25 protein-coding genes, 1 tRNA gene and 1 pseudogene are annotated in these 21903 nt (G+C 67.8%); 16 read left to right on the top strand and 11 right to left on the bottom strand.

Annotated elements, in window-relative coordinates:
- Positions 1 to 6: 6 nt before the first annotated feature.
- The gene (locus L1088_RS09020) at positions 7 to 1074 is read right to left on the bottom strand and encodes a prepilin peptidase (protein WP_234554661.1); all 1068 of its coding nucleotides are present in this window, start codon (positions 1072 to 1074) and stop codon (positions 7 to 9) included.
- A gap of 63 nt (positions 1075 to 1137) precedes the next feature.
- Between L1088_RS09020 and L1088_RS09015 the strand changes: the two genes are divergently transcribed.
- Complete coding sequence (locus tag L1088_RS09015) at positions 1138 to 2673, top strand: carboxypeptidase M32 (RefSeq protein ID WP_234554659.1); 1536 nt, start codon at positions 1138 to 1140, stop codon at positions 2671 to 2673.
- Here the strand turns inward: L1088_RS09015 and L1088_RS09010 are convergent.
- Genes L1088_RS09010 through L1088_RS08990 form a run of 5 tightly spaced genes read right to left on the bottom strand, consistent with a single transcriptional unit; the run spans position 2661 to position 6748 of the window.
- Positions 2661 to 3734 carry a YbfB/YjiJ family MFS transporter gene (locus L1088_RS09010; RefSeq protein ID WP_234554658.1) on the bottom strand — a complete coding sequence of 358 codons (1074 nt, stop codon included), beginning with the start codon at positions 3732 to 3734 and terminating at the stop codon, positions 2661 to 2663. The two genes, L1088_RS09015 and L1088_RS09010, sit on opposite strands and share 13 nt — an antisense overlap.
- Entirely contained in the window at positions 3724 to 4476 is a 753-nt protein-coding gene (locus L1088_RS09005) for an ABC transporter permease (RefSeq protein WP_234554656.1), read from the bottom strand. Before L1088_RS09005 ends, L1088_RS09010 begins: the two co-directional genes overlap by 11 nt.
- Complete coding sequence (locus L1088_RS09000; RefSeq protein ID WP_234554654.1) at positions 4469 to 5374, bottom strand: ABC transporter ATP-binding protein; 906 nt, start codon at positions 5372 to 5374, stop codon at positions 4469 to 4471. Before L1088_RS09000 ends, L1088_RS09005 begins: the two co-directional genes overlap by 8 nt.
- Before the next feature lie 9 nt (positions 5375 to 5383).
- The gene (locus tag L1088_RS08995) at positions 5384 to 5707 is read right to left on the bottom strand and encodes a nucleotide pyrophosphohydrolase (RefSeq protein WP_234554651.1); all 324 of its coding nucleotides are present in this window, start codon (positions 5705 to 5707) and stop codon (positions 5384 to 5386) included.
- 9 nt (positions 5708 to 5716) lie between these two features.
- Complete coding sequence (locus L1088_RS08990) at positions 5717 to 6748, bottom strand: M42 family metallopeptidase (RefSeq protein WP_234554650.1); 1032 nt, start codon at positions 6746 to 6748, stop codon at positions 5717 to 5719.
- Positions 6749 to 6770: 22 nt separating this feature from the next.
- Here L1088_RS08990 and mgsA point away from each other — a divergent pair, with 22 nt between their 5' ends.
- Positions 6771 to 7148 (top strand): methylglyoxal synthase, encoded by a 378-nt coding sequence (mgsA, locus tag L1088_RS08985; protein ID WP_135260577.1) that lies wholly within the window; start codon positions 6771 to 6773, stop codon positions 7146 to 7148.
- Here mgsA and L1088_RS08980 read toward each other — a convergent pair.
- Positions 7145 to 8629, bottom strand: a complete 1485-nt coding sequence (locus L1088_RS08980; RefSeq protein WP_234554647.1) for a YifB family Mg chelatase-like AAA ATPase — start codon at positions 8627 to 8629, stop codon at positions 7145 to 7147. The genes mgsA and L1088_RS08980 overlap by 4 nt on opposite strands.
- An 83-nt stretch (positions 8630 to 8712) precedes the next feature.
- On the opposite strand from L1088_RS08980, the gene L1088_RS08975 reads away from it, so the two are divergent.
- On the top strand, positions 8713 to 9807 hold the full coding sequence (locus tag L1088_RS08975) for a Fic family protein (protein ID WP_234554645.1): 1095 nt from the start codon (positions 8713 to 8715) through the stop codon (positions 9805 to 9807).
- On the opposite strand, the gene L1088_RS08970 is transcribed toward L1088_RS08975, so the two are convergent.
- Genes L1088_RS08970 through L1088_RS08960 form a run of 3 tightly spaced genes read right to left on the bottom strand, consistent with a single transcriptional unit; the run spans position 9787 to position 12624 of the window.
- Positions 9787 to 10926 carry an MFS transporter gene (locus L1088_RS08970; protein ID WP_234554643.1) on the bottom strand — a complete coding sequence of 380 codons (1140 nt, stop codon included), beginning with the start codon at positions 10924 to 10926 and terminating at the stop codon, positions 9787 to 9789. The two genes, L1088_RS08975 and L1088_RS08970, sit on opposite strands and share 21 nt — an antisense overlap.
- A gap of 1 nt (position 10927) precedes the next feature.
- A complete protein-coding gene (locus tag L1088_RS08965; RefSeq protein ID WP_234554641.1) occupies positions 10928 to 11740 on the bottom strand; it encodes an EamA family transporter in 813 nt (270 codons plus the stop codon).
- Positions 11737 to 12624 carry a DMT family transporter gene (locus L1088_RS08960; RefSeq protein WP_135260572.1) on the bottom strand — a complete coding sequence of 296 codons (888 nt, stop codon included), beginning with the start codon at positions 12622 to 12624 and terminating at the stop codon, positions 11737 to 11739. Before L1088_RS08960 ends, L1088_RS08965 begins: the two co-directional genes overlap by 4 nt.
- 106 nt (positions 12625 to 12730) lie before the next feature.
- On the opposite strand from L1088_RS08960, the gene L1088_RS08955 reads away from it, so the two are divergent.
- The 9 genes from L1088_RS08955 (at position 12731) to L1088_RS08915 (ending at position 18502) form a co-directional block, all read left to right on the top strand.
- On the top strand, positions 12731 to 13858 hold the full coding sequence (locus tag L1088_RS08955) for an NAD(P) transhydrogenase subunit alpha (RefSeq protein WP_135260571.1): 1128 nt from the start codon (positions 12731 to 12733) through the stop codon (positions 13856 to 13858).
- Complete coding sequence (locus tag L1088_RS08950) at positions 13858 to 14160, top strand: proton-translocating transhydrogenase family protein (RefSeq protein ID WP_038040591.1); 303 nt, start codon at positions 13858 to 13860, stop codon at positions 14158 to 14160. The genes L1088_RS08955 and L1088_RS08950 overlap by 1 nt, the downstream gene beginning before the upstream one ends.
- Positions 14160 to 15512, top strand: a complete 1353-nt coding sequence (locus L1088_RS08945; protein WP_135260570.1) for an NAD(P)(+) transhydrogenase (Re/Si-specific) subunit beta — start codon at positions 14160 to 14162, stop codon at positions 15510 to 15512. Before L1088_RS08950 ends, L1088_RS08945 begins: the two co-directional genes overlap by 1 nt.
- Before the next feature lie 90 nt (positions 15513 to 15602).
- Positions 15603 to 15678, top strand: a tRNA-Asn gene (locus L1088_RS08940).
- Positions 15679 to 15775: 97 nt separating this feature from the next.
- On the top strand, positions 15776 to 16081 hold the full coding sequence (gene rpsF, locus L1088_RS08935; RefSeq protein WP_135260584.1) for a 30S ribosomal protein S6: 306 nt from the start codon (positions 15776 to 15778) through the stop codon (positions 16079 to 16081).
- 9 nt (positions 16082 to 16090) lie between these two features.
- Positions 16091 to 16903, top strand: coding sequence for a single-stranded DNA-binding protein (gene ssb, locus L1088_RS08930; protein ID WP_234554639.1), 813 nt, complete (start codon positions 16091 to 16093; stop codon positions 16901 to 16903).
- A complete protein-coding gene (gene rpsR, locus L1088_RS08925) occupies positions 16900 to 17166 on the top strand; it encodes a 30S ribosomal protein S18 (protein WP_234554638.1) in 267 nt (88 codons plus the stop codon). Before ssb ends, rpsR begins: the two co-directional genes overlap by 4 nt.
- 9 nt (positions 17167 to 17175) lie before the next feature.
- A complete protein-coding gene (gene rplI / locus L1088_RS08920) occupies positions 17176 to 17619 on the top strand; it encodes a 50S ribosomal protein L9 (protein ID WP_234554637.1) in 444 nt (147 codons plus the stop codon).
- A gap of 58 nt (positions 17620 to 17677) precedes the next feature.
- Entirely contained in the window at positions 17678 to 18502 is an 825-nt protein-coding gene (locus L1088_RS08915) for an SDR family NAD(P)-dependent oxidoreductase (protein ID WP_234554636.1), read from the top strand.
- A 98-nt stretch (positions 18503 to 18600) separates the two neighbouring features.
- Here the strand turns inward: L1088_RS08915 and L1088_RS08910 are convergent, their stop codons facing one another.
- Positions 18601 to 18795 (bottom strand): hypothetical protein, encoded by a 195-nt coding sequence (locus tag L1088_RS08910; RefSeq protein ID WP_038040563.1) that lies wholly within the window; start codon positions 18793 to 18795, stop codon positions 18601 to 18603.
- Positions 18796 to 18889: 94 nt separating this feature from the next.
- On the opposite strand from L1088_RS08910, the gene lipB reads away from it, so the two are divergent.
- From lipB to L1088_RS08890, 4 genes and pseudogenes are all read left to right on the top strand, one after another.
- Positions 18890 to 19552 carry a lipoyl(octanoyl) transferase LipB gene (gene lipB / locus L1088_RS08905; protein WP_234554635.1) on the top strand — a complete coding sequence of 221 codons (663 nt, stop codon included), beginning with the start codon at positions 18890 to 18892 and terminating at the stop codon, positions 19550 to 19552.
- A complete protein-coding gene (gene lipA, locus L1088_RS08900; protein WP_234554634.1) occupies positions 19536 to 20510 on the top strand; it encodes a lipoyl synthase in 975 nt (324 codons plus the stop codon). Before lipB ends, lipA begins: the two co-directional genes overlap by 17 nt.
- Positions 20507 to 20857 (top strand): DUF3054 domain-containing protein, encoded by a 351-nt coding sequence (locus L1088_RS08895; protein WP_234554633.1) that lies wholly within the window; start codon positions 20507 to 20509, stop codon positions 20855 to 20857. Before lipA ends, L1088_RS08895 begins: the two co-directional genes overlap by 4 nt.
- A 9-nt stretch (positions 20858 to 20866) precedes the next feature.
- Positions 20867 to 21640, top strand: a pseudogene (locus L1088_RS08890) (NAD(P)-dependent oxidoreductase); the annotation flags it as partial.
- Positions 21641 to 21903 lie beyond the last annotated feature (263 nt).

Genomic DNA, 21903 nt, shown 5'->3' with positions numbered 1-21903 from the left:
TCCCCACTATAGGCCTAGCCAGGCCATGTACGCCCTCCATAGGGTTTCCCCGAAGAAGAAGGCCACCACCCCGCCCAAGGCCAGGTAAGGGCCGAAGGGGATCTTGCGCTGGCGGAGGAGGAGGCCCAGGAGGGCCCCGGCGAAGACCCCCAGGAAGAGCCCCAAGAAGGCGTAAAGCCCAAGCCAGGCCCCCAAGGCACCCAAAAGCTTCACATCCCCGTAGCCCATGGCCACGGGCTCTTCTTCCGTCTCTGGCGGTGAGGGGCGCAAGGCCCAGTAGAGCCCCCCCGCCAGGGCCAGACCCCCTGCGGCCAGGAGGGTCCCTTTCAGCGCCTCGAGGAAATCCCCGCCCAGGAGGGGGGAGAGGAGGAGGAAAAGGGGCAGAAGGGGCAGGGTGACCCTGTCGGGGAGAACCACCGCCTTCCCGGTGCGCCCCGAAAGGGCCCAGGTGAGGAAGGCCAGGGCCATCCCCACCCCTGGTCCCAGGAGGGTGCCGAAGAGGGCCGCCATGTGCACCTGGTGGGGGCCCACGGGCACCTCCGCCCTCCCTTCCCGGAAGCGCCTCAGGAAAAGCCCCCCGTACCCGGCGATAAGGGCCAGGGCCCCGGCGGCGAGGAGGGCCCCGTCCAGGGCCTCGACAAAGGGGCGGGGGAAGGAGAGGAGGTAGGCAGAAAGGAGCCCCAGGAAGAGGAGGCCGTAGGTGAGGCCGTCGGGAAGCTCGTAGGTGTCCAGGTCGATGAAGGCCAGGGCTACCAGAAGGCCCAAGAAGGCGAAGACCAGGAGGGTCTCCAAGGAAGGGGGATAAAAGAGGCTTGTCAAGAGGAAAAGCCCCCCGGTCAGGGCCTCCACCAGGGGGTAGCGATGGCTGATGGGGCGATGGCAGTAGCGGCACCTTCCCCCAAGGACCAGGTAGGAGAGAACCGGGACCAGGTCCACAGGGCCAAGGCGGTGGCCGCAATGGGGGCAGCGGGAGGGGGGGAAGACAATGGACTCCCCTTTGGGCAGACGATGGATGACCACGTTCAGGAAGGAGCCCACCAGGAGGCCTAAGACCAGGGCGAAGAGGGGCCACATGGGGGCATTTTATGGGAGGAAGGCTTTCACGGTGTTTTGGCGGGAGGGGAGTATGATGCCCCCGTGACGCCGGAAACCGCCTATCAGCACCTTTTGGAGTTTCAAAGGGAAACGGCTTACCTGGCCTCTTTGGGCGCTTTGGCCGCATGGGACCAGCGCACCATGATCCCCAGGAAGGGCCATGAGCACCGGGCGAGGCAGATGGCGGCCCTGGCCCGGCTTCTCCACCAGCGGGCCACCGACCCCAGGATTGGGGAGTGGCTAGGGGTGGTGGAGGGTTCTTCCCTGGTGCAAGACCCCCTTTCCGATGCCGCGGTGAACGTGCGGGAGTGGCGGCAGGCCTACGAGCGGGCCCGGGCCATCCCCGAGCGCCTTATGGTGGAGCTGGCCCAGGCTCAGAGCGAGGGGGAAAGCTATTGGGAAGAGGCCCGTCCCAGGGACGACTGGCGGGGCTTCCTGCCCTACCTGAAGCGCATCTTTGCCCTCACCAAGGAGAAGGCGGAGATCCTCTTCTCCCTCCCCGTGGCTCCGGGGGACCCGCCCTACGGGGAGCTCTACGACGCCCTCCTGGATGGGTACGAGCCAGGGATGCGGGCGGCGGAACTGGTGCCCCTCTTCGCCGAGCTGAGGGAGGGCCTCCAGGGCCTCTTGGACCGCATCCTGGGAAGCGGCAGGCGGCCCGACACCGCTTTCCTGCACCGCCCCTATCCCAAAGAGGCGCAACGGGCCTTTGCTCTGGAGCTCCTGCAGGCCTGCGGCTACGACCTGGAAGGGGGCCGCCTGGACCCCACCGCCCACCCCTTTGAGATCTCCATCGGCCCTGGGGACGTGCGCATCACCACCCGCTACTTCGAGGACTTCTTCAACGCCGGCATATTCGGCACCCTGCACGAGATGGGCCACGCCCTCTACGAGCAGGGCCTGCCCAAGGAGCACTGGGGAACCCCAAGGGGGGAGGCGGTCTCCTTGGGGGTGCACGAGTCGCAAAGCCGCACCTGGGAGAACCTGGTGGGCCGCTCCCTGGGCTTCTGGGAACGCTTCTTCCCCCGGGCCAAGGAGCTCTTCCCCAGCCTCCAGGACGTGGCCCTGGAGGACTTCCACCGGGCGGTGAACGCCGTGGAGCCCTCCCTGATCCGGGTGGAGGCCGACGAGGTCACTTATAACCTCCACATCCTGGTGCGCCTGGAGCTGGAGCTGGCCCTCTTCCGCGGGGAGCTTGCCCTGGAGGACCTGCCCGGGGCCTGGGCGGAAAAGTACCGGGCCTACCTGGGGGTGGCCCCCAAGGACTACAAGGACGGGGTGATGCAGGACGTGCATTGGTCCGGGGGGCTTTTCGGCTACTTCCCCACCTACACCCTGGGCAACCTCTACGCCGCCCAGTTCTTCGGGAAGGCCCAGGAGGAGCTTGGGGACCTCGAGGGCCTCTTCCGCCGGGGGGAGTTCCGGCCCTTTTTGGACTGGAGCCGGAGGAAGATCCACGCCGAGGGGAGCCGCCTCCGGCCTAGGGCCCTGGTGGAGCGGGTGACCGGCCAATCCCCCAGCGCCCAGCCCTTCTTGGCTTACCTGGAGGGGAAGTACCGGGCCCTTTACGGCCTCTGACGGGGCAGGACGGGCAGGAGGGCCAGGAGGAGGAGGACGCTGGCCGCCCAGAGGGCCCCCTCCCCTGTGCCCGCTACTTCCGCAAAGAAGCCTGCCGCCGTCGGCCCCATCGCTTGCCCCAAGGCGAAGGCTGCGGTGGAAAGCCCCATGGCCCTGGGCCAGGCGGAAGGGGGCAGGAGGGCGCGGAAGGCCTGGGTGAGGGCGGTGATGACGCCTAAAAAGGAGAGGCCGAAGAGGAAGGCGCTGAGGGCAGGAAGGCTTTGGGCTAAAGGGGGTAGGCTCCCCAAGAAGAGGACCAGAAGCACGTGGAAAAGCCCCCGCCTTCCCCCCACCCGCTCCACCCAGGGACCCCAAAGGGGTCCGGTGAGGAGGGCCCCTACGCCCAGGAGGGTGAAGAGGAGGAGGGCTTCCCCCACGGCGGCCGCCACGAAGGTCATGTAGCCGATGTACCCCGCCCCATAGAGGCCATAGGCCAGGAGGAGGGGGAGGATGGGCCCCAGGCCCCCTTCCCCCCGGGCCGGGGGCGGGGGTTCCCGCAAGAGGGGCCAAGTGTGGAGGACCGGAAGGCCCAGGAGCAGGCTGAAAACCCCTAGCCGGGCCCAGGCGGCTTCCGGGCTCCCCACGCCCAGGAGGATCCAGGGGGCCAGGAGAAGCCCCACCCCCACGCCCCCGTAGTAGACCCCCAGGGCCCGGCCCGAGCCCCCTAGGGTCATGAGGAGGGCGGCCCCGCCCACGAAGACCAGGGCGCCCAGGAAGCCCTGGAAAAGCCTGAGGGCGAACACCCAGGGAAACCCCCCGGGCCCGGTGAAGGCCAGTACCGCTCCCTGAAAGAGGAGGGCCAGAAAGAAGCCCCAGCGGTAGCCTGTCCTCCCCAGGAGGCGGTGGCTGAGGAAGGCTCCCAGGAGGTAGCCCAGGGTGTTGGCGCTACCCAAAAGGCCCGCCTCGGCGTAGGAAAGGCCCCAGGCCCCCTGCATGAGGGGCAGGACCAGGGCATAGGCGAAGCGTCCCAACCCCAGGGCTAAAGCGGGCCCCAGGGCCAGAAGGAGAGCCTTAGTAGCCATGGAGGAGCCCGCGCCCCTTGGCCAGGCGCACCGCACGGCGGAAGAGGAAAAGCCCCGCCCCCAGGTAGACGAGGCCGTTCAGGAAGCTAAGGAAAAGGGGGGCAGGGTCAAGGGGGGCCCCTTCCGCCAGCATCCTGCGGGCCAGCGCCGCTCCCGGCGCCAAGGGCAGGAGGCGGAAGAGCCCTTCTCCGGGGGCCTGCAGGAGGAAGAGGAGGAGGAACTGGGAGAGGCCCAGGAGCTGGCCGATCCTTTTGTAAAGGAGAGCCAGGCTGCCCACGGCGAAGCCCAGGCCATAGCCTCCCAGGAGCACCGCCAGGAAGGGGAGGAGGACCTGAGGGGTGAAGGCAAGCCGGGCCCCGGTGAGGGCCATCAGGACCAGGGCGATGAGGAAGACCAAAAGCCCCTGGGTAAAGAGGCCCGCCAGGTCCCGAACCAGGTAGAGGCGCACCGGCCCGTAGGGGGTGAGGAAGACCTGTTCCAGGGTTCCCGTCTGAGTTTCCTCCATAAGGCCGAAGGAGAGGCCGTTGTAAGCGGAAAGGGTGAAGGTCCAAAGCAGGTAGCCCACCAGCACGGCCTCGAGCCTCCCTCCAAACTCCACCCCGGGCCCCGCCAGGAAGCGGGCCCCCAGGAAGAGGAGGTAGAAGATGAGGCTCAAGGTGACCACCGCCCCCAAAAGCTCCAGGGGGTAACGGCGGAGGGCCAAAAGGCTTCTCCAGACTTCCACCAGCAAGAGGTCAAGCACGCCCCACCACCTTCAAGAAAACCTCCAAGAGGTCCGCCTCCGCCTTGGCCACCTTCTTGAGGGGCAGGGGCTTCAGGGCCTCCAGCACCCGCCAAAGCGCCTCCCCGTCCCCCCGAACCAGGAACGGGCCCTCGCCTTCTACCCCCAGGGCGCGGAGCTGGGCCAAGACCCCAGGGGGTGGGGGGGCTTCCAGCTCCAGCACGTAGTGCTCCCCGGCGAAGCGGGCGAGGAGGGCTTCCTTGCTCTCCTCCAGCACCACCTCTCCCCGGTGGATGATGGCCACCTGGTGGGCCAGGGCCTCGGCCACCTCCAACTGGTGGGTGGTGAGCAGGATGGCCTTGCCCCCTTTGGCCAAGGCGCGGATCTTGTCCTGCATCTGGAGGCTGGTATCCACGTCCAGGCCCAGGGTGGGCTCGTCCAGGAGGAGCACCTCGGGATCGTGGACCAGGGCCTGGAGGAGGGCCAGCTTCTGCTGCATTCCCCGGGAGAGGTGGCGCACCTCGGTGTGGGCCTTGTCCCAAAGGCCGTACTCCTCCAGAAGCGCCAGGGCTCGCTTCCGGGCCGCAGCCAGGCGCAGGCCCCGGGCTACCCCGAAGTAGACCAGGTTCTCCAAAGCGGTGAGCCGCCAGTAGGTGTTGCGGTTGCCCTCCAGGACTGCCCCCAGGTGCCTTAGGGCCCAGGGGTCGCGGAAGGGATCTTGGCCAAGGAGGCGCACCTCCCCCGCGTCGGGGAGGAGGAGGCCGGAGAGCATCTTCACCGTGGTGGTCTTGCCAGCCCCGTTCTTGCCCAAGAAGGCCAGCACCTCCCCCGGGCGAAGCGCCAGGCTCACGCCCCGGACGGCCTCGAGGGCCCCAAAGCGCTTCCTGAGCCCCTGGGCCTCTAGAAGAGCGGGTTCCACGGGGCCATTCTACTTCCTGCTCCAGCGCTCCTGGTCCCGCTCCCGGTACTTGGCCATGGCCTTGAGGAAGGCTTCTTCCAGGTCTATGCCCTCCCGGTTGGCCAGGGAGATGAGGACGAAGAGGAGGTCGGCGAGCTCCTCCGCCAGGTCCCCTTCGGCCTCGCCGGGCTTGGGCTTCTTGCCGTGGCGGTGGGCCAGGACCCGGGCCACCTCCCCGAGCTCCTCGGTGAGGCGGGCCAGCATGAGGAGGGGTGGGAAGTACCCCTCCTTAAACTGGCCGATCCAGGCGTCCACCTCCTTTTGGGCTTCCTTGAAGGTGAGGGGCGTTTCCATGGGTCCTCCCTAGAGGCGCAGGATGTAGGCGGCGAGAAGCCGCACTGCCCGCTCCACGTCGCGGAAGTCCACCATCTCCACCGGGGAGTGCATGTAGCGCAAGGGGATGGAAACGATGCCCGTGGGGATGCCCTCCCGCACCTTGGCCACCTCGTCGGCGTCGGTGCCGGACCACCGCCCGTGGGCGTTCAGGACGTAAGGGATGCCCTCCTCTTCCGCCGCCTGCCGCAGGCCCTTCAGGACCTCCCGGTCCACGAAGGGCCCCACGTCCAGCACCACGCCCCGGCCCAGCTCCGCCTCCCCCACCCGGGCTTTATCCATGCCGGGGGCGGCGCTGTCGTGGTGCACGTCCACCACCAGGGCCAGGTCGGGGGCCTCGCGGAAGGCAGCGGTGCGGGCGCCAAAAGCCCCGATCTCCTCCTGCACCGTGGCCACCGCCACCACCTCCGCCTCGGTCTTCCCCGCCACCAGGCGGAGGGCCTCGAGGACCACGAAGGCCCCCAGGCGGTTGTCCAGGGCCTTGGACACCAGGCGCTCCCCCAGAAGCCACTGGGGGGCCTGGTCCAAGACGCCCACCGCCCCCACCTCGAGGTGGGCTAAGGCCTCCTCCCGGCTTCCCGCCCCGATGTCGGCGAAGAGGTCCTCAAGCTCCACCGCCTTCTTGCGCTCCTCCTCCTTCAGGACGTGGACCGCCTTCCGGCCCACCACCCCCAGCACGTGCCCCCGCTTCCCCAAAAAGCGCAGGCGCTGGCCCACCAGCACCTGCGGGTCCCAGCCCCCCAGGGGCTTCAGGCGCAAAAAGCCCTTCTCCTCCACGTGGCTCACGATGACCCCGATCTCGTCCGCGTGCCCCAGGAGGAGGACCTTGGGCCTGCCCCCTGGGTTGAGGCGGGCGTAGGCGTTGCCGTGGCGGTCCCGCTCCGCCTGGGCGAACCCCGCCGCCTTCTCCAGGAAGACCCCGGTGGCCTCCTCCTCAAAGCCCGAGGGCCCGGCGGCCAAAAGGAGCTTTTCTAAAAACTCCAGGTCGGGCGCGTAGTCCATGGCCAAAGCTTACAATGCCCCCATGAAGGCCCTGGCCCTCATCGCCCACGATGCCAAGAAGGAGGAGATGGTGGCCTTTTGCCAACGGCACCGGGAGCTTCTTTCCCGCTTTCCCCTTTTGGCCACGGGCACCACGGGGAAACGCATCCAGGAGGCCACCGGCCTCGAGGTGGAGCGGGTTCTTTCCGGTCCCCTGGGAGGAGATATGCAGATCGGGTCCAAGGTAGCTGAGGGAAAGGTGCTTTGCGTGCTCTTCTTCCAGGATCCCCTCACCCCTAAGCCCCACGAGCCCGACGTGCAGGCCCTCATGCGGGTGTGCAACGTGCACGGGGTGCCCCTGGCCACCAACCCCCAGGCGGCGGAGGCCCTCATCCCCTGGCTGGCCAGCCAGGCGGGCTAAAGGGTTTTGCGGTAACTCAAAGCCTCAGCCACGTGGGCCTCTTCCACCTGCTCGGAGGCCATGAGGTCGGCCACGGTGCGGGCCACCCGCAGGAGGCGGTCGTAGCTTCGGGCGGAAAGGAGCATCTTCTTGGCGGCGGCCTGAAGAAGGGCCTCGGCCCCAGGGGTGAGGCGCACGTGCTCGCGCAGGGCCTTGCCCGCAAGCTCCCCGTTGGGCCGCCCCTGCCGGGCGAGCATCCTTTCCCGGGCTCTCAAGACCCGTTCCCGCACCACCTCGGTGCTTTCCCCCTCGGGGGCGCGGGCGAGCTCGGCGGGGGTGAGGCGGGGCACCTCCACCACCAGGTCAAACCGGTCCAGGAGGGGCCCGGAGATCTTGCCCACGTAGCGCCCGCGGCTTGCGGGGGTGCAGGTGCAGGCCCTTTCGGGATCCCCGTACCAGCCGCAGGGACAAGGGTTCATGGCCGCCACCAGGAGGAAGCGGGCGGGAAAGGTGAGGCTGGCCTTGGCCCGGGCCACGGTCACCACCCCGTCCTCCAGGGGTTGGCGCAGGGCCTCCAAGGCGTCCCGGGAGAACTCGGGGAACTCGTCCAGGAAGAGCACCCCCCGGTGGGCCAGGGAAACCTCCCCCGGCTTGGGGATGGCCCCGCCCCCGATGAGGCCCGCATAGCTCACCGTGTGGTGGGGGGCGCGGAAAGGGGGGTTGCGGAGGAGGCCCTTCAGGGCTTGGCCTGCGGCGGAGTGGATGCGGCTCACCTCGAGGGCGGCCTCCTGGGAGAGGGGGGGTAGGAGGAAGGGGAGGCGCCTGGCCAGCATGGTCTTTCCCGAGCCGGGGCTTCCCACCATGAGGAGGTGGTGGTAGCCTGCAGCGGCGATCTCTAAGGCGCGTTTGGCCTTGGCCTGGCCCTTGACGTCCCGGAGGTCCAGGGCCTCGAGGAGGACCGCGGGGTCCTCCGGCTCGGCCCTCTGGGTGGCTTCCTCCCCCTTGAGGTAGACCACCGCCTGGAGGAGGCTTTCCGCCCCCCAGACCTCCACCCCCTCCACCAAGGCGGCCTCCTTGGCGCTTTCCAGTGGAAGGAGAAGCTTTTTCCCCTCGGCCAAGGCCCCCAGGGCCAGGTTCACCGCCCCGGGCACCGGGCGAAGGGCTCCGTCCAGCCCCAGCTCCCCCGCCACCGCCAGGCCGGAAAGGCTTTCCAAGGGCACCACCCCTTGGGCCGCCAGGAGCCCCAGGGCGATGGGCAGGTCAAAGTGGCTGCCCTCCTTCCTGAGCTCCGCCGGGGCCAGGTTCACCACCACCCGGGCCTGGGGGTAGGGGAAGCCCGCGTTTTTGAGGGCGGCCCTTACCCTTTCCCGGCTTTCCTCCACCGCCTTGTCCGGCAGGCCCACCAGGGCGTAGCTGGGAAGCCCAGGACTGACGTCCACCTCTACGGTGACGGGAACCGCGTCCAGGCCGAAGAGGGTGTAGCTTCTGACCTGGGCTAGCATGGAGGGAGTTTATCACAGGGTTGTCAGTTTTTCCGGGGAGTGCCCTTTGGCATACAGGGGTTTAGAGGCCCTACTATAGGGCTATGCCGGGCCTTGGGGCTTGGGGCTCATATGACAAAGTCCGGGCGGCCCTGGCGGAGCGCCGCGGACTTCTGGAGCGCTTGGGGGGCTTGCCCCTGGCCTTGCTCCAGGTGGCCAACGAGGAGTGGCTGTACATGCTCCAAGAGGACACCCGCCACTCCCTGGCCATGGAGGGATACTTCGCCACCGAGAGGGAGCTGGAAGCCGTGGTCCAAGGCCGAAGGGGTTCCCTGGAGGTGCTCAACTACTTCCGCACGGCCCAGTACACCTACGGCCTGGCCTTCCAATACCACAAGGAGAGCCAGCTTCACCTCGACCTCCCTCTGATCAACAACATTCACGCCATGCTCTTCCAGGGAACCACCCAGGATCGCTACAGGGGCCAGCCCGCCGACGGGATCAAGCGGCAGATCGCCGGGGCCCCGGTGCAACCCCCCTTAGAGGCCACGGACTACCTGCGGGCCTTTGTGAAGCTGGCGCTCTGGTTGTTGCGGGAGCGGGAGGCGCTGGAGGCCCTGGCCAAGACCCACGCCCTTTTCGAGGCCATCCACCCCTACCGTGACGGCAACGGCCGGGTAGGGCGCATCCTCCTCAACTACCTGGCTCTTCTCCAAGGCCTTCCCCCTCTGGCTATCAAGGGTCTTACCCAGAAGGAACGGGAGCGCTACTATGCCGCCTTGCAGGAGGCGGATCGGGGCTTCCACCGGGGTTTCCCTCCCCCGGAGCCGGAGGCCCTTTTGCGGGCTTTGGACCTGGGGGAGTTCCGGCCCTTGGCCCTCTTGTTGGCGGAGGCCTTGGCGCCTCGGCTGGACAACCTGGTGGCCTTGGCCCTGATCCGCTTTCACGACCTAAAGCCTTTGGAGGAGGTGGCTCAGGATTTGGGCGTGAGCCGGGTTCTGGTCTACCAGTGGGTGAGCCGGGGGCGGTTGGTGGTCTACCGCCCTCGAGGCGGCAAACGCCCCCTTTCCCACCCCTGGCTCTTTTTGGGCACCCGGGAGCATCCGCCGGTTCTTCCCCCTACCCTCCCCCCAGAGCGCCCCTCCTGGGAGGACAGGATCCGGGACCTCCAGCAGAGCCTATGGGCTCCTAGGGGTTAGCAAAGGCAAGTAGAGGAAAAGGGCCAGGAAGAGAAGCCCCAGAAGCCCGCCGAAGGCCCACCCGTACCCCAAGGCCCCCACCGCCACCCCCACCCCCCACTGCAGGAGGAAGGTACCCCCGATGCCGAAGAGGTTCACCAAGGTGGTGCCCCGGCCCACCAGGTGGGGGGGCACCAGCTCCCGGGCCTGGGTGAGGGTGAGGATGTTGAAGGCCCCGAAGAACCCGAGGAGAAGGTAGGCGGGGAGGAGGAACCCGAGGAGGAGGAGGATCAGGCCCAGGGCGAAGAGGAGGGCGGAGAGGACCAGGACCCGGGCGGTGCCGAAGCGGTCGGCCAGGTATCCGGAGAGGAGGAAGCCCAAGACCGCCGTCCCCGAGTAGAGGAGGAGGAGGTTCCCCACCGCCACCGCCGAAAGGCCCAGGTGGTAGGCGTAGGCCCCGGCCCAGAGGGTCTGCAGGGCCAGGAAGCTTCCCGCAAAGGCCAAGGCCAAAAAGGCCACCCGCAGGAGCCTGGGGTTGCCCAGGACCTCCCTCAGCCCCCCGCCTCCTTCCCCCCGGGGCCAGGGAACCCCAGGGGGGGTGTTCCGCACCCCCAGGTAGAGGAGCAGGGCCACCAGCACCACCACCCCGGCCCCCAGGAGGAAGACCCCCCGCCAGCCCATGGCCTCCTTCATGAGGGCCAGGGGGGTGGCCGCCAAAAGCCCCCCTGTGGCCCCCAGGCCCACCAGCAGGGTGGAGACCGTGGCGTAGCCCTTGGGAAACCACAGGCTGAAGGCCTTCAGCGCCCCCATGAGGGCGGCGGCCATTCCCACCCCGATCAGGGCCCGGCCCAGGGCCAGGACGGGGAAGCTCGGCGCCAGGGCGAAGACCAGGCTGCCGGAGGCGGCCACGAGGAGGAGGGCCGGGGTGACGGCCCGGGGGCCGTAGCGGTCCAGGAGGCTTCCCAAGGGAAGCTGCACCGCGGCGAAGGCCAGGTAGAAGAGGCTGGTCATGAAGCCGAGCTCCGCCGGGCCCAAGCCTAAGTCTTGGGAGAGGTCCTTGGAAAGCACCGCATTGGCCGAGCGGTAGAAGTAGGAGAGGAAATAGCCCAGGGTGAAGAGGAAAAACACGCGCGCCGCCATATCACCTCCGGTTCAGGGCCACGCCCAGGAGGATCAGGCCACCGCCCAGGAGGGCCTCCAGCCGCAAGGGTTGCCCCGCCAGGGGCCAGGCGAAGACCGCTCCCGCCACCGGTTCCAGCATGGCCACCAAGGTGGCCTGGCGGGCGGGAAAGGTGCGCACCCCCAGGAGGAAAAGCCCAAAGGGCACCACCGTGCCGAAGACCACCAGGTAGGCCACCGCGCCCCAGCCTTCCAGGTCCAGGGCCAGGACCTGGGGCAGGTGCAGGAGGAGCACCGGCAGGGAGAGAAGGCTCCCCACCCCCGTGGCCACCCCCAGGCTCACCAGGGGCGGGGTTTTGAGCCCGTAAGAGAGGGCCGCGTACAGGGCAAAGGACACCGCGGAGAGGAGGCCGTAGCCCACCCCCAAGGGGCCTCCCGCCAGACCCCCGGGTCCCACCACCAGCGCGTAGGCCCCCAGGAGGGCCAGGGCCACGCCAAGGAGGGCTCTCAGAGGTAGCCTTTCGCCCCGCACCAAGGCGTACAGGGTCAGGAGGGCCGGGGCCAGGTACTGAAGGAAGATGCCCGTGGCCACGGTGGTGGCGTGGATGGCCAGGTAGTAGAAGGCCTGGGCCCCTGAGAGGGCGAACCCCACCCAAAGAAGCCGCGGGCGCTCGCGGGCGCTGGGGGGAAAGCGCAACACCAGGGGCAGGAGGAGGAGGAAGCTCAGGAGGAAGCGCAAGGGGATGAGGACCGAAGGGGGGATGGCCTCCATGAACCGGCCCGCCAGGGCCCCGCCCAGGCCCCAAAGCAAAGCGGCCAAGGCCACGTAGATCACCGCCGACCTCCCACCACCGCTAGCCCCACCCCCAGGAGGAGGACCAGGGCCCCCAGGAGGACCTGAACCCCAGGAAGCTCCCCGAAGAGGAGGAAGGCCAGGAGGCTCGCCCCCACCGGCTCAAAGAGGATGGCCAGGGTGACCAGGACCGGGGGGATGTGCCGGGTGGCCCAGTTGAAGCTGGTGTGGCCTACCAGCTGGGGCAGAAGGGCCATGAGGAGGATATAGCCGTAGACCGCCAGGGGATAGCCTCCGTAGCCCCCACCGAAGAGGTAGGGCAGGGGAAGGAGAAGGAGGGCCGCGGCGGTGTAGGCCAGGCGCACGTACTCCAGGATGGAGAGGCCCCGCCTCTGGGCTTCCCGGCCCAGGAGGAAGTAGAGGGATGCGGCCACAGCGCCCAGGAGGGCCAGGATATCCCCCAGGAGGGGGTTGCTTCCTGACCCCCCTTGGGCGTCCCCGAGCCCGATCAAAAGCCCTCCCAAGAGGGCTATCCCCACCCCCAAGAGGGTGAGGCCGGAAGGGATTTCTTTGAAGAAGAGCCAACCGAAGAGGGTGACCCACACCGGGTTGGTGGTGACCAGGGCGGTGCTGGCCGCCACCGAGGTGTAGGAGAGGGAGGTGATCCAAAAGGCGAAGTGAAGGGCCAAAAACCCTCCGGCGGCTAAGGCGTAGGGAAGGCCTGCCCGGCTTCGGGGGAGGGTACGCCAGCCAGGGGCCAGAAGCAGGGCGGCCAGGCCCATGCGCCCGGCGCTCATCACCAGGCTGAAGGCGAGGCTCGAGTCCCCGGAGGCCGCCAGGGCCAGGCGCACCAGGATGGAGCCGAAGCTGATGGCCAGGATGCCCAGGAGGAGCACGGCGGCGATCTTGAGCCCGGAGGGCCGCATGGGGGCATTCTTTCATAAGCTCCAGGCCTCTGACCAGTAGGTCAGCGCTTGCCCATGGGGCAAATGCCCATACCGGGGTTGGTATACTGGCCCGGAAGGAGGTCCTATGGTGACCGTTGCGGTTCCAAAGGAAAGGGCTCCTGGGGAAAGAAGGGTAGCCCTGGTGCCCGAGGTGGTGGCCCGCCTGGTGAAGCAGGGGGCCAGGGTGCGGGTGGAAAAGGGTGCCGGGGAAGGCGCCTACTACCCCGACGCCGCCTACCTCGAGGCGGGGGCGGAAGTGGTGGAGCGAGGTGCGCTCCTAAAGGGAGCCAATCTCCTCTTCACCGTCCAGCCGCCTCCTGAGGACCTGATCGGAGCCCTCGAGCCCGGGGCCATCGTGGTGGGCTTTGTCCAGGCCCACAAAAACCTGGACCTGGTGAAGGCCCTGGCCGCCAAGAAGGCCACGGTCATCGCCATGGAGCTCATCCCCCGCATCACCCGGGCCCAGAGCATGGACGCCCTCTCCAGCCAGGCCACGGTGGCGGGGTACCTGGCCGCCCTGCACGCGGCCAGGCTTTCCCCCCGGTTCTTCCCCATGCTCACCACCGCCGCGGGCACCATCCGCCCCGCCAAAGTGATGGTCATGGGGGTGGGGGTGGCGGGCCTCATGGCCATCGCCACCGCCAAGCGCCTGGGGGCCCAGGTCTTCGCCTACGACGTGCGCAAGGCAGCGGTGGAGCAGGCCCTCTCCCTGGGGGCCAAGCCCATTGAGCTCCCCATCAGCGCAGAAGGGGAGGGCGGCTACGCCCGCGAGCTCACCGAGGAGGAAAAGCGTATCCAGCACGAGGCCCTCAGGGAGCACGTGGCGGGTATGGACGCCATCATCACCACCGCCCAGGTGCCGGGCCGTCGGGCCCCCATCCTCCTCACGGAGGACATGATGGAGCGCCTGAAGCCGGGCACCGTGGTGGTGGACCTGGCCGCCGAGTCGGGCGGCAACTGCGTCCTCACCCGGCCGGGGGAGGTGGTGGAGGTGAAGGGGGTGCGGATCTTTGGCCCCTTGAACCTGCCCAGCGAGCTGGCCGTCCACGCCTCAGAGATGTACGCCAAGAACCTCCTGAACCTCTCCAGCCTGCTCATGGAAAAGGGCGAGTTTGCCCCCAAGTGGGAGGACGAGATTATCCAAGGCGCCCTCCTCATGAAGGAGGGGGAGATCCTGCACGGGCCCACCAAGGCCCTCGTGGGAGGTGCGTGATGGAGTTTGGCTTCTGGTCTGCCCTTTACATCTTCGTGCTCACGGCCTTCTTGGGGTACGAGCTCATTACGCGGGTGCCCGTCATCCTCCACACCCCCTTGATGTCGGGGTCCAACTTCATCCACGGGGTGGTGGTGGTGGGGGCCATGGTGGTCCTGGGCCACGCGGAAACCAGTTTGGAGAAGCTCATCGGCTTCCTGGGGGTGATCCTGGGAGCGGCCAACGCCGCCGGGGGGTATGCGGTCACGGTGCGCATGCTGGAGATGTTTGAGAAGAAGCCGGGCAAGGGGGGTGGTCAGTAATGGACCTCATCCAGGCGGCCTACTTCGTGGTGGCCATCCTCTTCATCGTGGGCCTGAAGCGCATGGCCCACCCCACCACCGCCAAAAGCGGCATCGTGTGGGCGGGATGGGGCATGGCCTTGGCGGTAGTGGCCACCTTCTTCTGGCCGGGGATGCAGAACTTTGGCCTCATGCTCATCGCTCTCCTGGTGGGCTCGGTGGTGGCCTGGTGGGCGGCGGTGAAGGTGGCCATGACCGACATGCCCCAGATGGTGGCCATCTACAACGGCATGGGCGGCGGTGCGGCCGCCACCATCGCCGCGGTGGAGCTTCTGAAGGGAGCCTTTGAGAACCCGGGCCTCATGGCCCTGGCCATCCTGGGGGGCCTCATCGGCAGCGTGGCCTTCACGGGTAGCCTCATCGCCTTCGCCAAGCTCCAGGGCATCATGAAAAGCCGCCCCATCCTCTTCCCGGGGCAGAAGGTGGTGAACGCCCTGGTGCTCCTCTTCACGGTGCTCCTGGGCTTCTCCCTGCTCTGGAACGACCCCACCCTGAGCATTGTGCTCTTTTTCCTCCTGGCCCTTCTCTTCGGCATCCTCATGACCCTGCCCATCGGTGGTGGGGACATGCCCGTGGCCATCTCCTTCTACAACGCCTTCACCGGCATGGCGGTGGGCTTTGAGGGCTTCGCCGTGGGGAACCCGGCCCTGATGGTGGCGGGGACCCTGGTGGGGGCTGCGGGTACCCTCCTCACGGTGCTCATGGCCAAGGCCATGAACCGCTCGGTGTGGAGCGTGCTGGTGGGCGGCTTCGGCGTGGAGCAGGAGGCGGGCGAGGTCAAGGGGAGCCTCAAGCCCATCGACGTGGAGGATGCCGCCGTGATGCTGGCCTACGCCAGCAAGGTGGTCTTCGTGCCTGGCTACGGGATGGCCCTTTCCCAGGCCCAGCACAAGGTGAAGGAGCTGGCCGACCTCTTGGAGAGCAAGGGGGTGGAGGTGAAGTTCGCCATCCACCCGGTGGCGGGGCGGATGCCGGGGCACATGAACGTGCTTTTGGCGGAGGCCGGGGTGGACTACGACAAGCTGAAGGACCTCGAGGAGATCAACCCCGAGTTCCCCACCGTGGACGTGGCGGTGGTCATCGGGGCCAACGACGTGGTGAACCCCGCCGCCCGCCGTCCGGGGAGCCCCCTTTACGGCATGCCCATCCTGGACGTGGACAAGGCCAAGAACGTGATCGTCATCAAGCGCGGCCAGGGTAAGGGCTTCGCCGGGGTGGAGAACGAGCTCTTCTACGCCGACAACACCCGCATGCTCTACGGGGACGCCCAGAACGTCCTCACCCAGCTCACCCAGGCCCTGAAGAAGCTCTAGGGCTCGCGGGCTTCGGACCCGGGGAGCCTCCCCGGGTCCTTGCTTCTTGACGCCTTGGGGGGGGCCTGCTATAGTGCCTAATGCGGTCGGTCCGCGGTAGCTCAGCTGGTAGAGCGGCCGGCTGTTAACCGGTTGGTCGCAGGTTCGAGTCCTGCCCGCGGAGCCAGGTGGGGGCCTTAGGGCCCCCTGGGTCTTTTATTTGGGGGGCGAAACGGGTATAATCCTTCCTCGTGCGGCCTGCCGGGCCCGGAAGGGAGGTGGAGATGCGCAAGTACGAGGTGAACGTCATCCTGAATCCCAACCTGGACCAGAGCCAGCTCGCCCTGGAGAAGGAGATCATTGGCAAGGTTCTCGAGGCCTTTGGGGCCCGGGTGGAGAAGGTGGAGGAGTGGGGCCTTCGCCGCCTGGCCTACCCCATCGCCAAGGACCCCCAGGGCTACTTTCTTTGGTACCAGGTGGAGATGCCCGAGGACCGGGTGAACGACCTGGCCCGGGAGCTTCGCCTACGCGACAACGTGCGCCGGGTCATGGTGGTGAAAACCCAGGAGCCCCTCCTCACCAAGGCGTAGACTGTTTCCATGGCAAGAGGCCTGAACCGTGTATTCCTCATAGGCACCCTCACCGCCCAGCCGGACATGAAGTACACGGCGGGGGGCATGGCCATCTTGGACCTCAACCTGGCGGGCCAGGACGTCCTGGTGGACGAGATGGGCCAGGAGCGGGAGATCCCCTGGTACCACCGGGTGCGCCTTCTGGGTCGCCAGGCGGAGATGTGGGGGGATGCGCTCCGGCAGGGCCAGCTCCTCTTCGTGGAGGGGCGGTTGGAGTACCGCCAGTGGGAGCGGGAGGGGGAGAAGCGGAGCGAGGTGCAAGTGCGGGCCGACTTCGTGGACCCCCTGGCGGAAAGGGGCCGCGAGACCCTGGCGGACACCCGCGGCCAGCCCCGGCTCCGCCGCGCCCTGAACCAAGTGATCCTCATGGGGAACCTGACCCGCGACCCGGATCTGCGCTACACCCCCCAGGGGACGGCGGTGGTGCGGCTCGGCCTGGCGGTGAACGAGCGCCGCCGTGGCCAGGGAGCCGAGGAGGAGAAGACCCACTTCATCGAGGTTCAGGCCTGGCGTGACCTGGCCGAGTGGGCCGGGGAGCTCAAGCGGGGCGACGGGCTTTTGGTCATCGGCCGTTTGGTGAACGACTCCTGGACGAGCTCCAGCGGGGAGAGGCGCTTCCAGACCCGTGTGGAAGCCCTCCGCCTGGAGCAACCCACCCGTGGGCCTGAAAGAGCCGGCGGAAGCAGGCCCCAGGAGGCTAAGCCCTCCGTCCAGACGGGTGGGGTGGACATCGACGAAGGACTGGAAGACTTCCCGCCGGAGGAGGATTTGCCGTTTTGAACAACAAGAACGTTAAACCCAAGAAAGAGGCGCAGCGGCGCCCCTCCAGGAAGGCCAAGGTCAAGGCCACCCTGGGGGAGTTTGACCTGAAGGACTACCGCAACGTGGAGGTTCTGAAGCGGTTCCTGTCGGAGACGGGGAAGATCCTTCCCCGCCGCCGCACGGGGCTTTCCGCCAAGGAGCAGCGCATCCTGGCCCGCACCATCAAGCGGGCCCGGGTGCTGGGGCTTCTTCCCTTCACGGAGAAGCTGGTGCGCAAGTAGGGGGTACGCATGAAGGTCATCTTGCTGGAACCCCTAGAGAACCTGGGCGACGTGGGCCAGGTGGTGCGGGTAAAGCCTGGCTACGCTAAGAACTACCTCCTGCCCCGGGGTCTGGCGGTCTTGGCCACGGAGAGCAACCTGAAGGCCCTCGAGGCCAAGATCCGCGCCCAGGCCAAGCGCCTGGCGGAAAGGAAGGCCGAGGCCGAGCGCCTGAAGGAGATCCTGGAGAACCTCACCCTCACCATCCCGGTGCGGGCGGGGGAGACCAAGATCTACGGCTCGGTGACCGCCAAGGACATCGCCGAAGCCCTCGCCCGCCAGCACGGCATCACCATTGACCCCAAGCGCCTAGGGCTGGAGAAGCCCATCAAGGAGCTGGGGGAGTACGTCCTCACCTACAAGCCCCACCCCGAGGTGCCCATCCAGGTGAAGGTGAGCGTGGTGGCCCAGTAGGGGCCAGGGCCCGGCAGGCCGCAAGGGGCCCCCAGGCGGGGCCCCTTAAGCTTTTTCCATGCGGCGGGTGCTCATCACGGGAGCGGGTAGCGGCATCGGCCTGGCCACGGCCAGGCTCCTTGCCGCCAGGGGGTACCGGGTCTACGGCGGGGTGCGGAAGGAGGAGGACACAGAGCGCCTAAGGGCCTTAGGGGTGGAGCCCCTTCTCCTGGACGTGACCCGGGAGGAGGACCTCCTTGAGGCACGGGAGGCTTTGGGGGGAGGGGGGCTTTTCGGCCTGGTGGCCAACGCGGGGGTGGCGGTGGCGGGGCCCTTGGAGCTGGTGCCCCCTTCCGCCTTCCGGCAAGCCTTGGAGGTGAACGTCCTGGGGGCTTTCGCCACGGTGCGGGCTTTCTTGCCCCTGTTGCGGGAGGGCGGAGGGCGGGTGGTGCTCATGGGTTCGGTTTCCGGCCTGGTGGCCCTGCCCCTCCTGGGGCCTTACGCCGCCAGCAAGTTTGCCCTCGAGGCCCTGGCCGACGCCCTAAGGGTGGAGCTAACGCCCTTTGGGGTGAAGGTAATCCTCTTGGAGCCGGGCTCCGTGGCCACCCCCATCTGGGAGCGCGCGGAACGGGCGGCGGAGGGCTACCTGCTCCCGCCTCCCCCCGGCACGGAAGGGATCTACGGGCGCTACCTGGAGGTGGCCCGGAGGATGGCCCGGAGGAACGCGAGGCGGGGACTTCCCCCGGAAAGGGTGGCGGAGGCGGTGCTCCGCGCCCTGGAAAGCCCCCGTCCCCGGGCCCGCTACCTGGTGGCCAGGCGGGATAGGGCCTGGCAGACCCTCCTCCTGCGCCTCCTGCCCACCCCCTTGCGGGACCGGCTCTTGGCCCGGGCCCTGGGGGTTTAAGCACCCCGTCGCGGCTTGCGCCACGACGGGGGCCCCAAAGAGGCCATCAGCACGCCGCTTTGGCCTTGGCCGATGGGGCAACCTTTGTGTGCGGACACTTAGGGGGCGAGCTTTGCGGCGGCCAGGAGGAGCACGTGGCCGTCCCGCCGCTCTAGGCGGGCCTCGAGGGCCTGCACCGGGAGGTGGCGGCGCAATACCGCCAGCACCTCGTCCAGCAACTGTTCGGCCAAGGCGGGGTCCATGGCCTCGGGTTCCATTTCCAAAAGCATCTCCAGGCGGCTTTCCACACCCATGCCCCCATCTTTGCCTTCCCAGGTCAGGCCCCAGTCATGGGGGTTTGTGGTGGCGGTGGCCTGTCTGCCCTGGGCCTGGCGTATGCTTAGGGACGTGGAGTTCTTGGTGGAGGACCTTGGCCTTCTACCTTACGAGGAGGCCTGGGCGTACCAGAAGGAGGTGCACCAGGAGGTGGTAAGGGGAAAGCGTCCCCCCACCCTCCTCCTCCTGGAGCATCCTCGGGTTATCACCTTGGGCCGGAAGGCCACGGGGGAGAACCTGCTTTTCCCGGAAAGCTGGTACCGGGAAAACGGCTTTGAGCTCTTTTGGGTGGAGCGGGGCGGGGACGTCACCTACCACGGCCCCGGGCAGCTGGTGGGCTACCCCATCTTCCCCGTGGGCCGGGAGGTGCGCCGCTTCCTGCGCCAGATCGAGGAGGTCATCGTGAAGGTGGCGGCGGGCTACGGCCTGGAGGCCTACCCCACCCCAGGGTACGCGGGGGTCTGGGTGGGGGAGGACAAGCTCTGCGCCATCGGGGTGGCGGTGAAGGAGGACGTGAGCTTCCACGGCTTCGCCCTGAACGTGTCCACCGACCTCAACGACTTCTCCGTCATCATCCCCTGCGGCTTGAAGGGCAAGGGGGTGACCTCTTTGGAGAAGCTCTTGGGCCGCAAGGTGCCCATGCCCGAGGTGAAGGAAAGGGTGGTGCAGGCCTTCGCGGAGGTGTTCGGCCTGGCGCCCCGCTACAGGGAGGAACGGCATGAAGCCCAAGTTTGAAACGGTGGAGCTCCTCGCCCCCACGGGGGAGGTGATCGAGCTTAAGGTGGTGAAAAACGGCCTAGCCCAAGCCCGGCCCGAGCCCGTGGACCGGCAAAAGCCCGCCTGGCTTAAGGCCTCCCTGCCCACGGGAGCCAAGTACCAGGCCCTGAAGCACACCGTGGAGGAGCTCAGACTTCACACCGTCTGCCAGGAGGCCATCTGCCCCAACGTGGGGGAGTGCTGGACCCACGGCACCCTCACGGTGATGATCCTGGGCGGCGTCTGCACCCGGGCCTGCAAGTTCTGCGCCGTGGACACGGGGAACCCCCGCGGGATCGTGGACCCCGAGGAGCCCCAGCGGGTGGCCGAGGCCATCAGCAGGCTCGGCATCCGCTACGTGGTCCTCACCAGCGTGGACCGGGACGATCTCCCGGATGGCGGGGCCGCCCACTTCGCCGCCACCATAAGGGCCATCAAGGCCAAGGCCCCTGGGGTTCTGGTGGAGGCCCTGACCCCCGATTTCCAGGGGGACCTGAAGGCGGTGGAAGCGGTCTTGGACGCTTCCCCTGAGGTCTACGCCCAGAACCTGGAAACCGTTCGCCGCCTCACCCCCAAGGTGCGCGATCCCCGCGCCGGGTACGAGCAGACCCTGAAGGTCCTGGCCCACGCCAAGCGCTACCGCCCGGATATCCTCACCAAGAGCAGCCTCATGCTGGGCCTGGGGGAGACCGAGGAGGAGATCCTCGAGGCCATGCGGGACCTCAGGGCCGCGGGGGTGGACATCCTCACCCTGGGCCAGTACCTGCGCCCCACCCCGGCCCACCTGCCGGTGGAGCGCTACGTGCCCCCTGAGGACTTCAAGCGGTACGAGGCCTGGGGGTACGAGCTGGACTTCAAGGAGGTGTTTTCCGGGCCCCTGGTGCGGAGCTCCTACCGGGCGGACCGGGTCTTCCTGGAGGCCACCTCCCGCCCATGAGCCGCCTCTTCCTCTTGGACCTTCTGGCCCTCCTCCTCTTCGCCGGGGTGGGGCTTCTTTCCCACGGCCAGCCCGTAAACGCAGGGGGGCTTGCCCGGAACGTCCTCCCCGTTCTCTTCGTCTGGCTCCTCCTGGCCCCCTTCCTCGGCACCTACCGCCGGCCCACCTGGAAAAACCTCCTCCTCACCTGGGCCCTTGCCTTCCCTGCGGGGCTATGGCTTAGGCAGATGGTCCTGGGTGAGGGGTTTGGGGTGGGCTTCTTCGTCTTCCTCGCCGTGGCCATGGGCTTCAGCCTCCTCTTCCTCCTCCTCCTCCGGGGCCTCGCCAAGCTCCTCAGGCTCTGGTAAAAAGGGGGCATGGAAAAGGTCGCCTTCCTCGGTCTTGGGGCCATGGGCTACCCCATGGCCGGTCATCTGGCGAAGAGGTTTCCCACCCTGGTCTGGAACCGCACCTTCGCCAAGGCCCTTAAGCACCAGGAGGAGTTTGGCTCCCAGGCGGTGCCCCTGGAAGGGGTGGCGGAGGCCCGGGTGATCTTCACCTGCCTGCCCACCACCAAGGAGGTGGCCGAGGTGGCGGAAGCCCTCCTGCCCCACCTCCGCCCCGGCACCTACTGGGTGGACGCCACCAGCGGGGAGCCCGAGGGAAGCCGCAAGCTGGCGGAGCGCCTCCTGGAGCGGGGCGTGGTTTACCTGGATGCCCCGGTCTCCGGTGGGACCATTGGGGCGGAAAAGGGTACCCTCACGGTGATGATGGGGGGACCAGAGGAGGCCGTAGAGAGGGTGAAGCCCTACCTGGCCTACGCCAAGAAGGTGGTCCACGTGGGGCCCGTGGGGGCGGGGCACGCGGTGAAGGCCATCAACAATGCCCTCCTGGCGGTGAACCTCTGGGCGGCGGGGGAAGGGCTTCTCGCCCTGGTGCGGCAAGGGGTGTCCGCGGAGAAGGCCCTCGAGGTCATCAACGCCTCCTCGGGCCGCTCCAACGCCACGGAGAACCTCATCCCCGAGCGCGTGATAAGCCGCGCCTTTCCCAAGACCTTTGCCCTGGGCCTTTTGGTGAAGGACTTGGGCATCGCCATGGGGGTTCTGGACGGGGAAAAGGCCCCAAGCCCCCTGCTTCGCCTCACCCGGGAGNGGGGGGGGGGGCCCCAAAGAGGCGATAAGCAAGCCGCTTTGGCTTTAGCCGATGGGGCAACCTTTGTGCTCGGGTGTAATAAGAACTCCCTGTGAATCTATCCGCCAGGATGGGGTCAGGCAACTGGCCATACACTATCTACCACTTGCGGCCAGGGGGATATTGAGGGAAGGCTGCAAAAGGAGTTCTTATAATACCCCTTGCCGTTGAACCCTTCCCTCCCTTCGCCTGGCGGGGGCCTTGGATACCCTTTCACCGGGGC

It is taken from the genome of Thermus caliditerrae, assembly GCF_021462525.1.
Taxonomy (GTDB): domain Bacteria; phylum Deinococcota; class Deinococci; order Deinococcales; family Thermaceae; genus Thermus; species Thermus caliditerrae.
The sequence above is the reverse complement of the archived record's forward strand: the minus strand, read 5'-3'. Positions and strand labels throughout refer to the sequence as shown.

Coding starts and splice junctions, on each gene's coding strand:
- L1088_RS08970 (WP_234554643.1), bottom strand. CDS start 10,926: ATGGCGGCGCGCGTGTTTTTCCTCTTCACCCTGGGCTATTTCCTCTCC.
- L1088_RS09020 (WP_234554661.1), bottom strand. CDS start 1,074: ATGTGGCCCCTCTTCGCCCTGGTCTTAGGCCTCCTGGTGGGCTCCTTC.
- L1088_RS08950 (WP_038040591.1), top strand. CDS start 13,858: ATGGAGTTTGGCTTCTGGTCTGCCCTTTACATCTTCGTGCTCACGGCC.
- L1088_RS09010 (WP_234554658.1), bottom strand. CDS start 3,734: ATGGCTACTAAGGCTCTCCTTCTGGCCCTGGGGCCCGCTTTAGCCCTG.
- L1088_RS08960 (WP_135260572.1), bottom strand. CDS start 12,624: ATGCGGCCCTCCGGGCTCAAGATCGCCGCCGTGCTCCTCCTGGGCATC.
- rpsF (WP_135260584.1), top strand. CDS start 15,776: ATGCGCAAGTACGAGGTGAACGTCATCCTGAATCCCAACCTGGACCAG.
- L1088_RS08915 (WP_234554636.1), top strand. CDS start 17,678: ATGCGGCGGGTGCTCATCACGGGAGCGGGTAGCGGCATCGGCCTGGCC.
- lipA (WP_234554634.1), top strand. CDS start 19,536: ATGAAGCCCAAGTTTGAAACGGTGGAGCTCCTCGCCCCCACGGGGGAG.
- L1088_RS08980 (WP_234554647.1), bottom strand. CDS start 8,629: ATGCTAGCCCAGGTCAGAAGCTACACCCTCTTCGGCCTGGACGCGGTT.
- L1088_RS08995 (WP_234554651.1), bottom strand. CDS start 5,707: ATGGAAACGCCCCTCACCTTCAAGGAAGCCCAAAAGGAGGTGGACGCC.
- L1088_RS08990 (WP_234554650.1), bottom strand. CDS start 6,748: ATGGACTACGCGCCCGACCTGGAGTTTTTAGAAAAGCTCCTTTTGGCC.
- L1088_RS08945 (WP_135260570.1), top strand. CDS start 14,160: ATGGACCTCATCCAGGCGGCCTACTTCGTGGTGGCCATCCTCTTCATC.
- L1088_RS08975 (WP_234554645.1), top strand. CDS start 8,713: ATGCCGGGCCTTGGGGCTTGGGGCTCATATGACAAAGTCCGGGCGGCC.
- ssb (WP_234554639.1), top strand. CDS start 16,091: ATGGCAAGAGGCCTGAACCGTGTATTCCTCATAGGCACCCTCACCGCC.
- mgsA (WP_135260577.1), top strand. CDS start 6,771: ATGAAGGCCCTGGCCCTCATCGCCCACGATGCCAAGAAGGAGGAGATG.
- L1088_RS08895 (WP_234554633.1), top strand. CDS start 20,507: ATGAGCCGCCTCTTCCTCTTGGACCTTCTGGCCCTCCTCCTCTTCGCC.
- rplI (WP_234554637.1), top strand. CDS start 17,176: ATGAAGGTCATCTTGCTGGAACCCCTAGAGAACCTGGGCGACGTGGGC.
- L1088_RS08955 (WP_135260571.1), top strand. CDS start 12,731: ATGGTGACCGTTGCGGTTCCAAAGGAAAGGGCTCCTGGGGAAAGAAGG.
- L1088_RS08910 (WP_038040563.1), bottom strand. CDS start 18,795: ATGGGTGTGGAAAGCCGCCTGGAGATGCTTTTGGAAATGGAACCCGAG.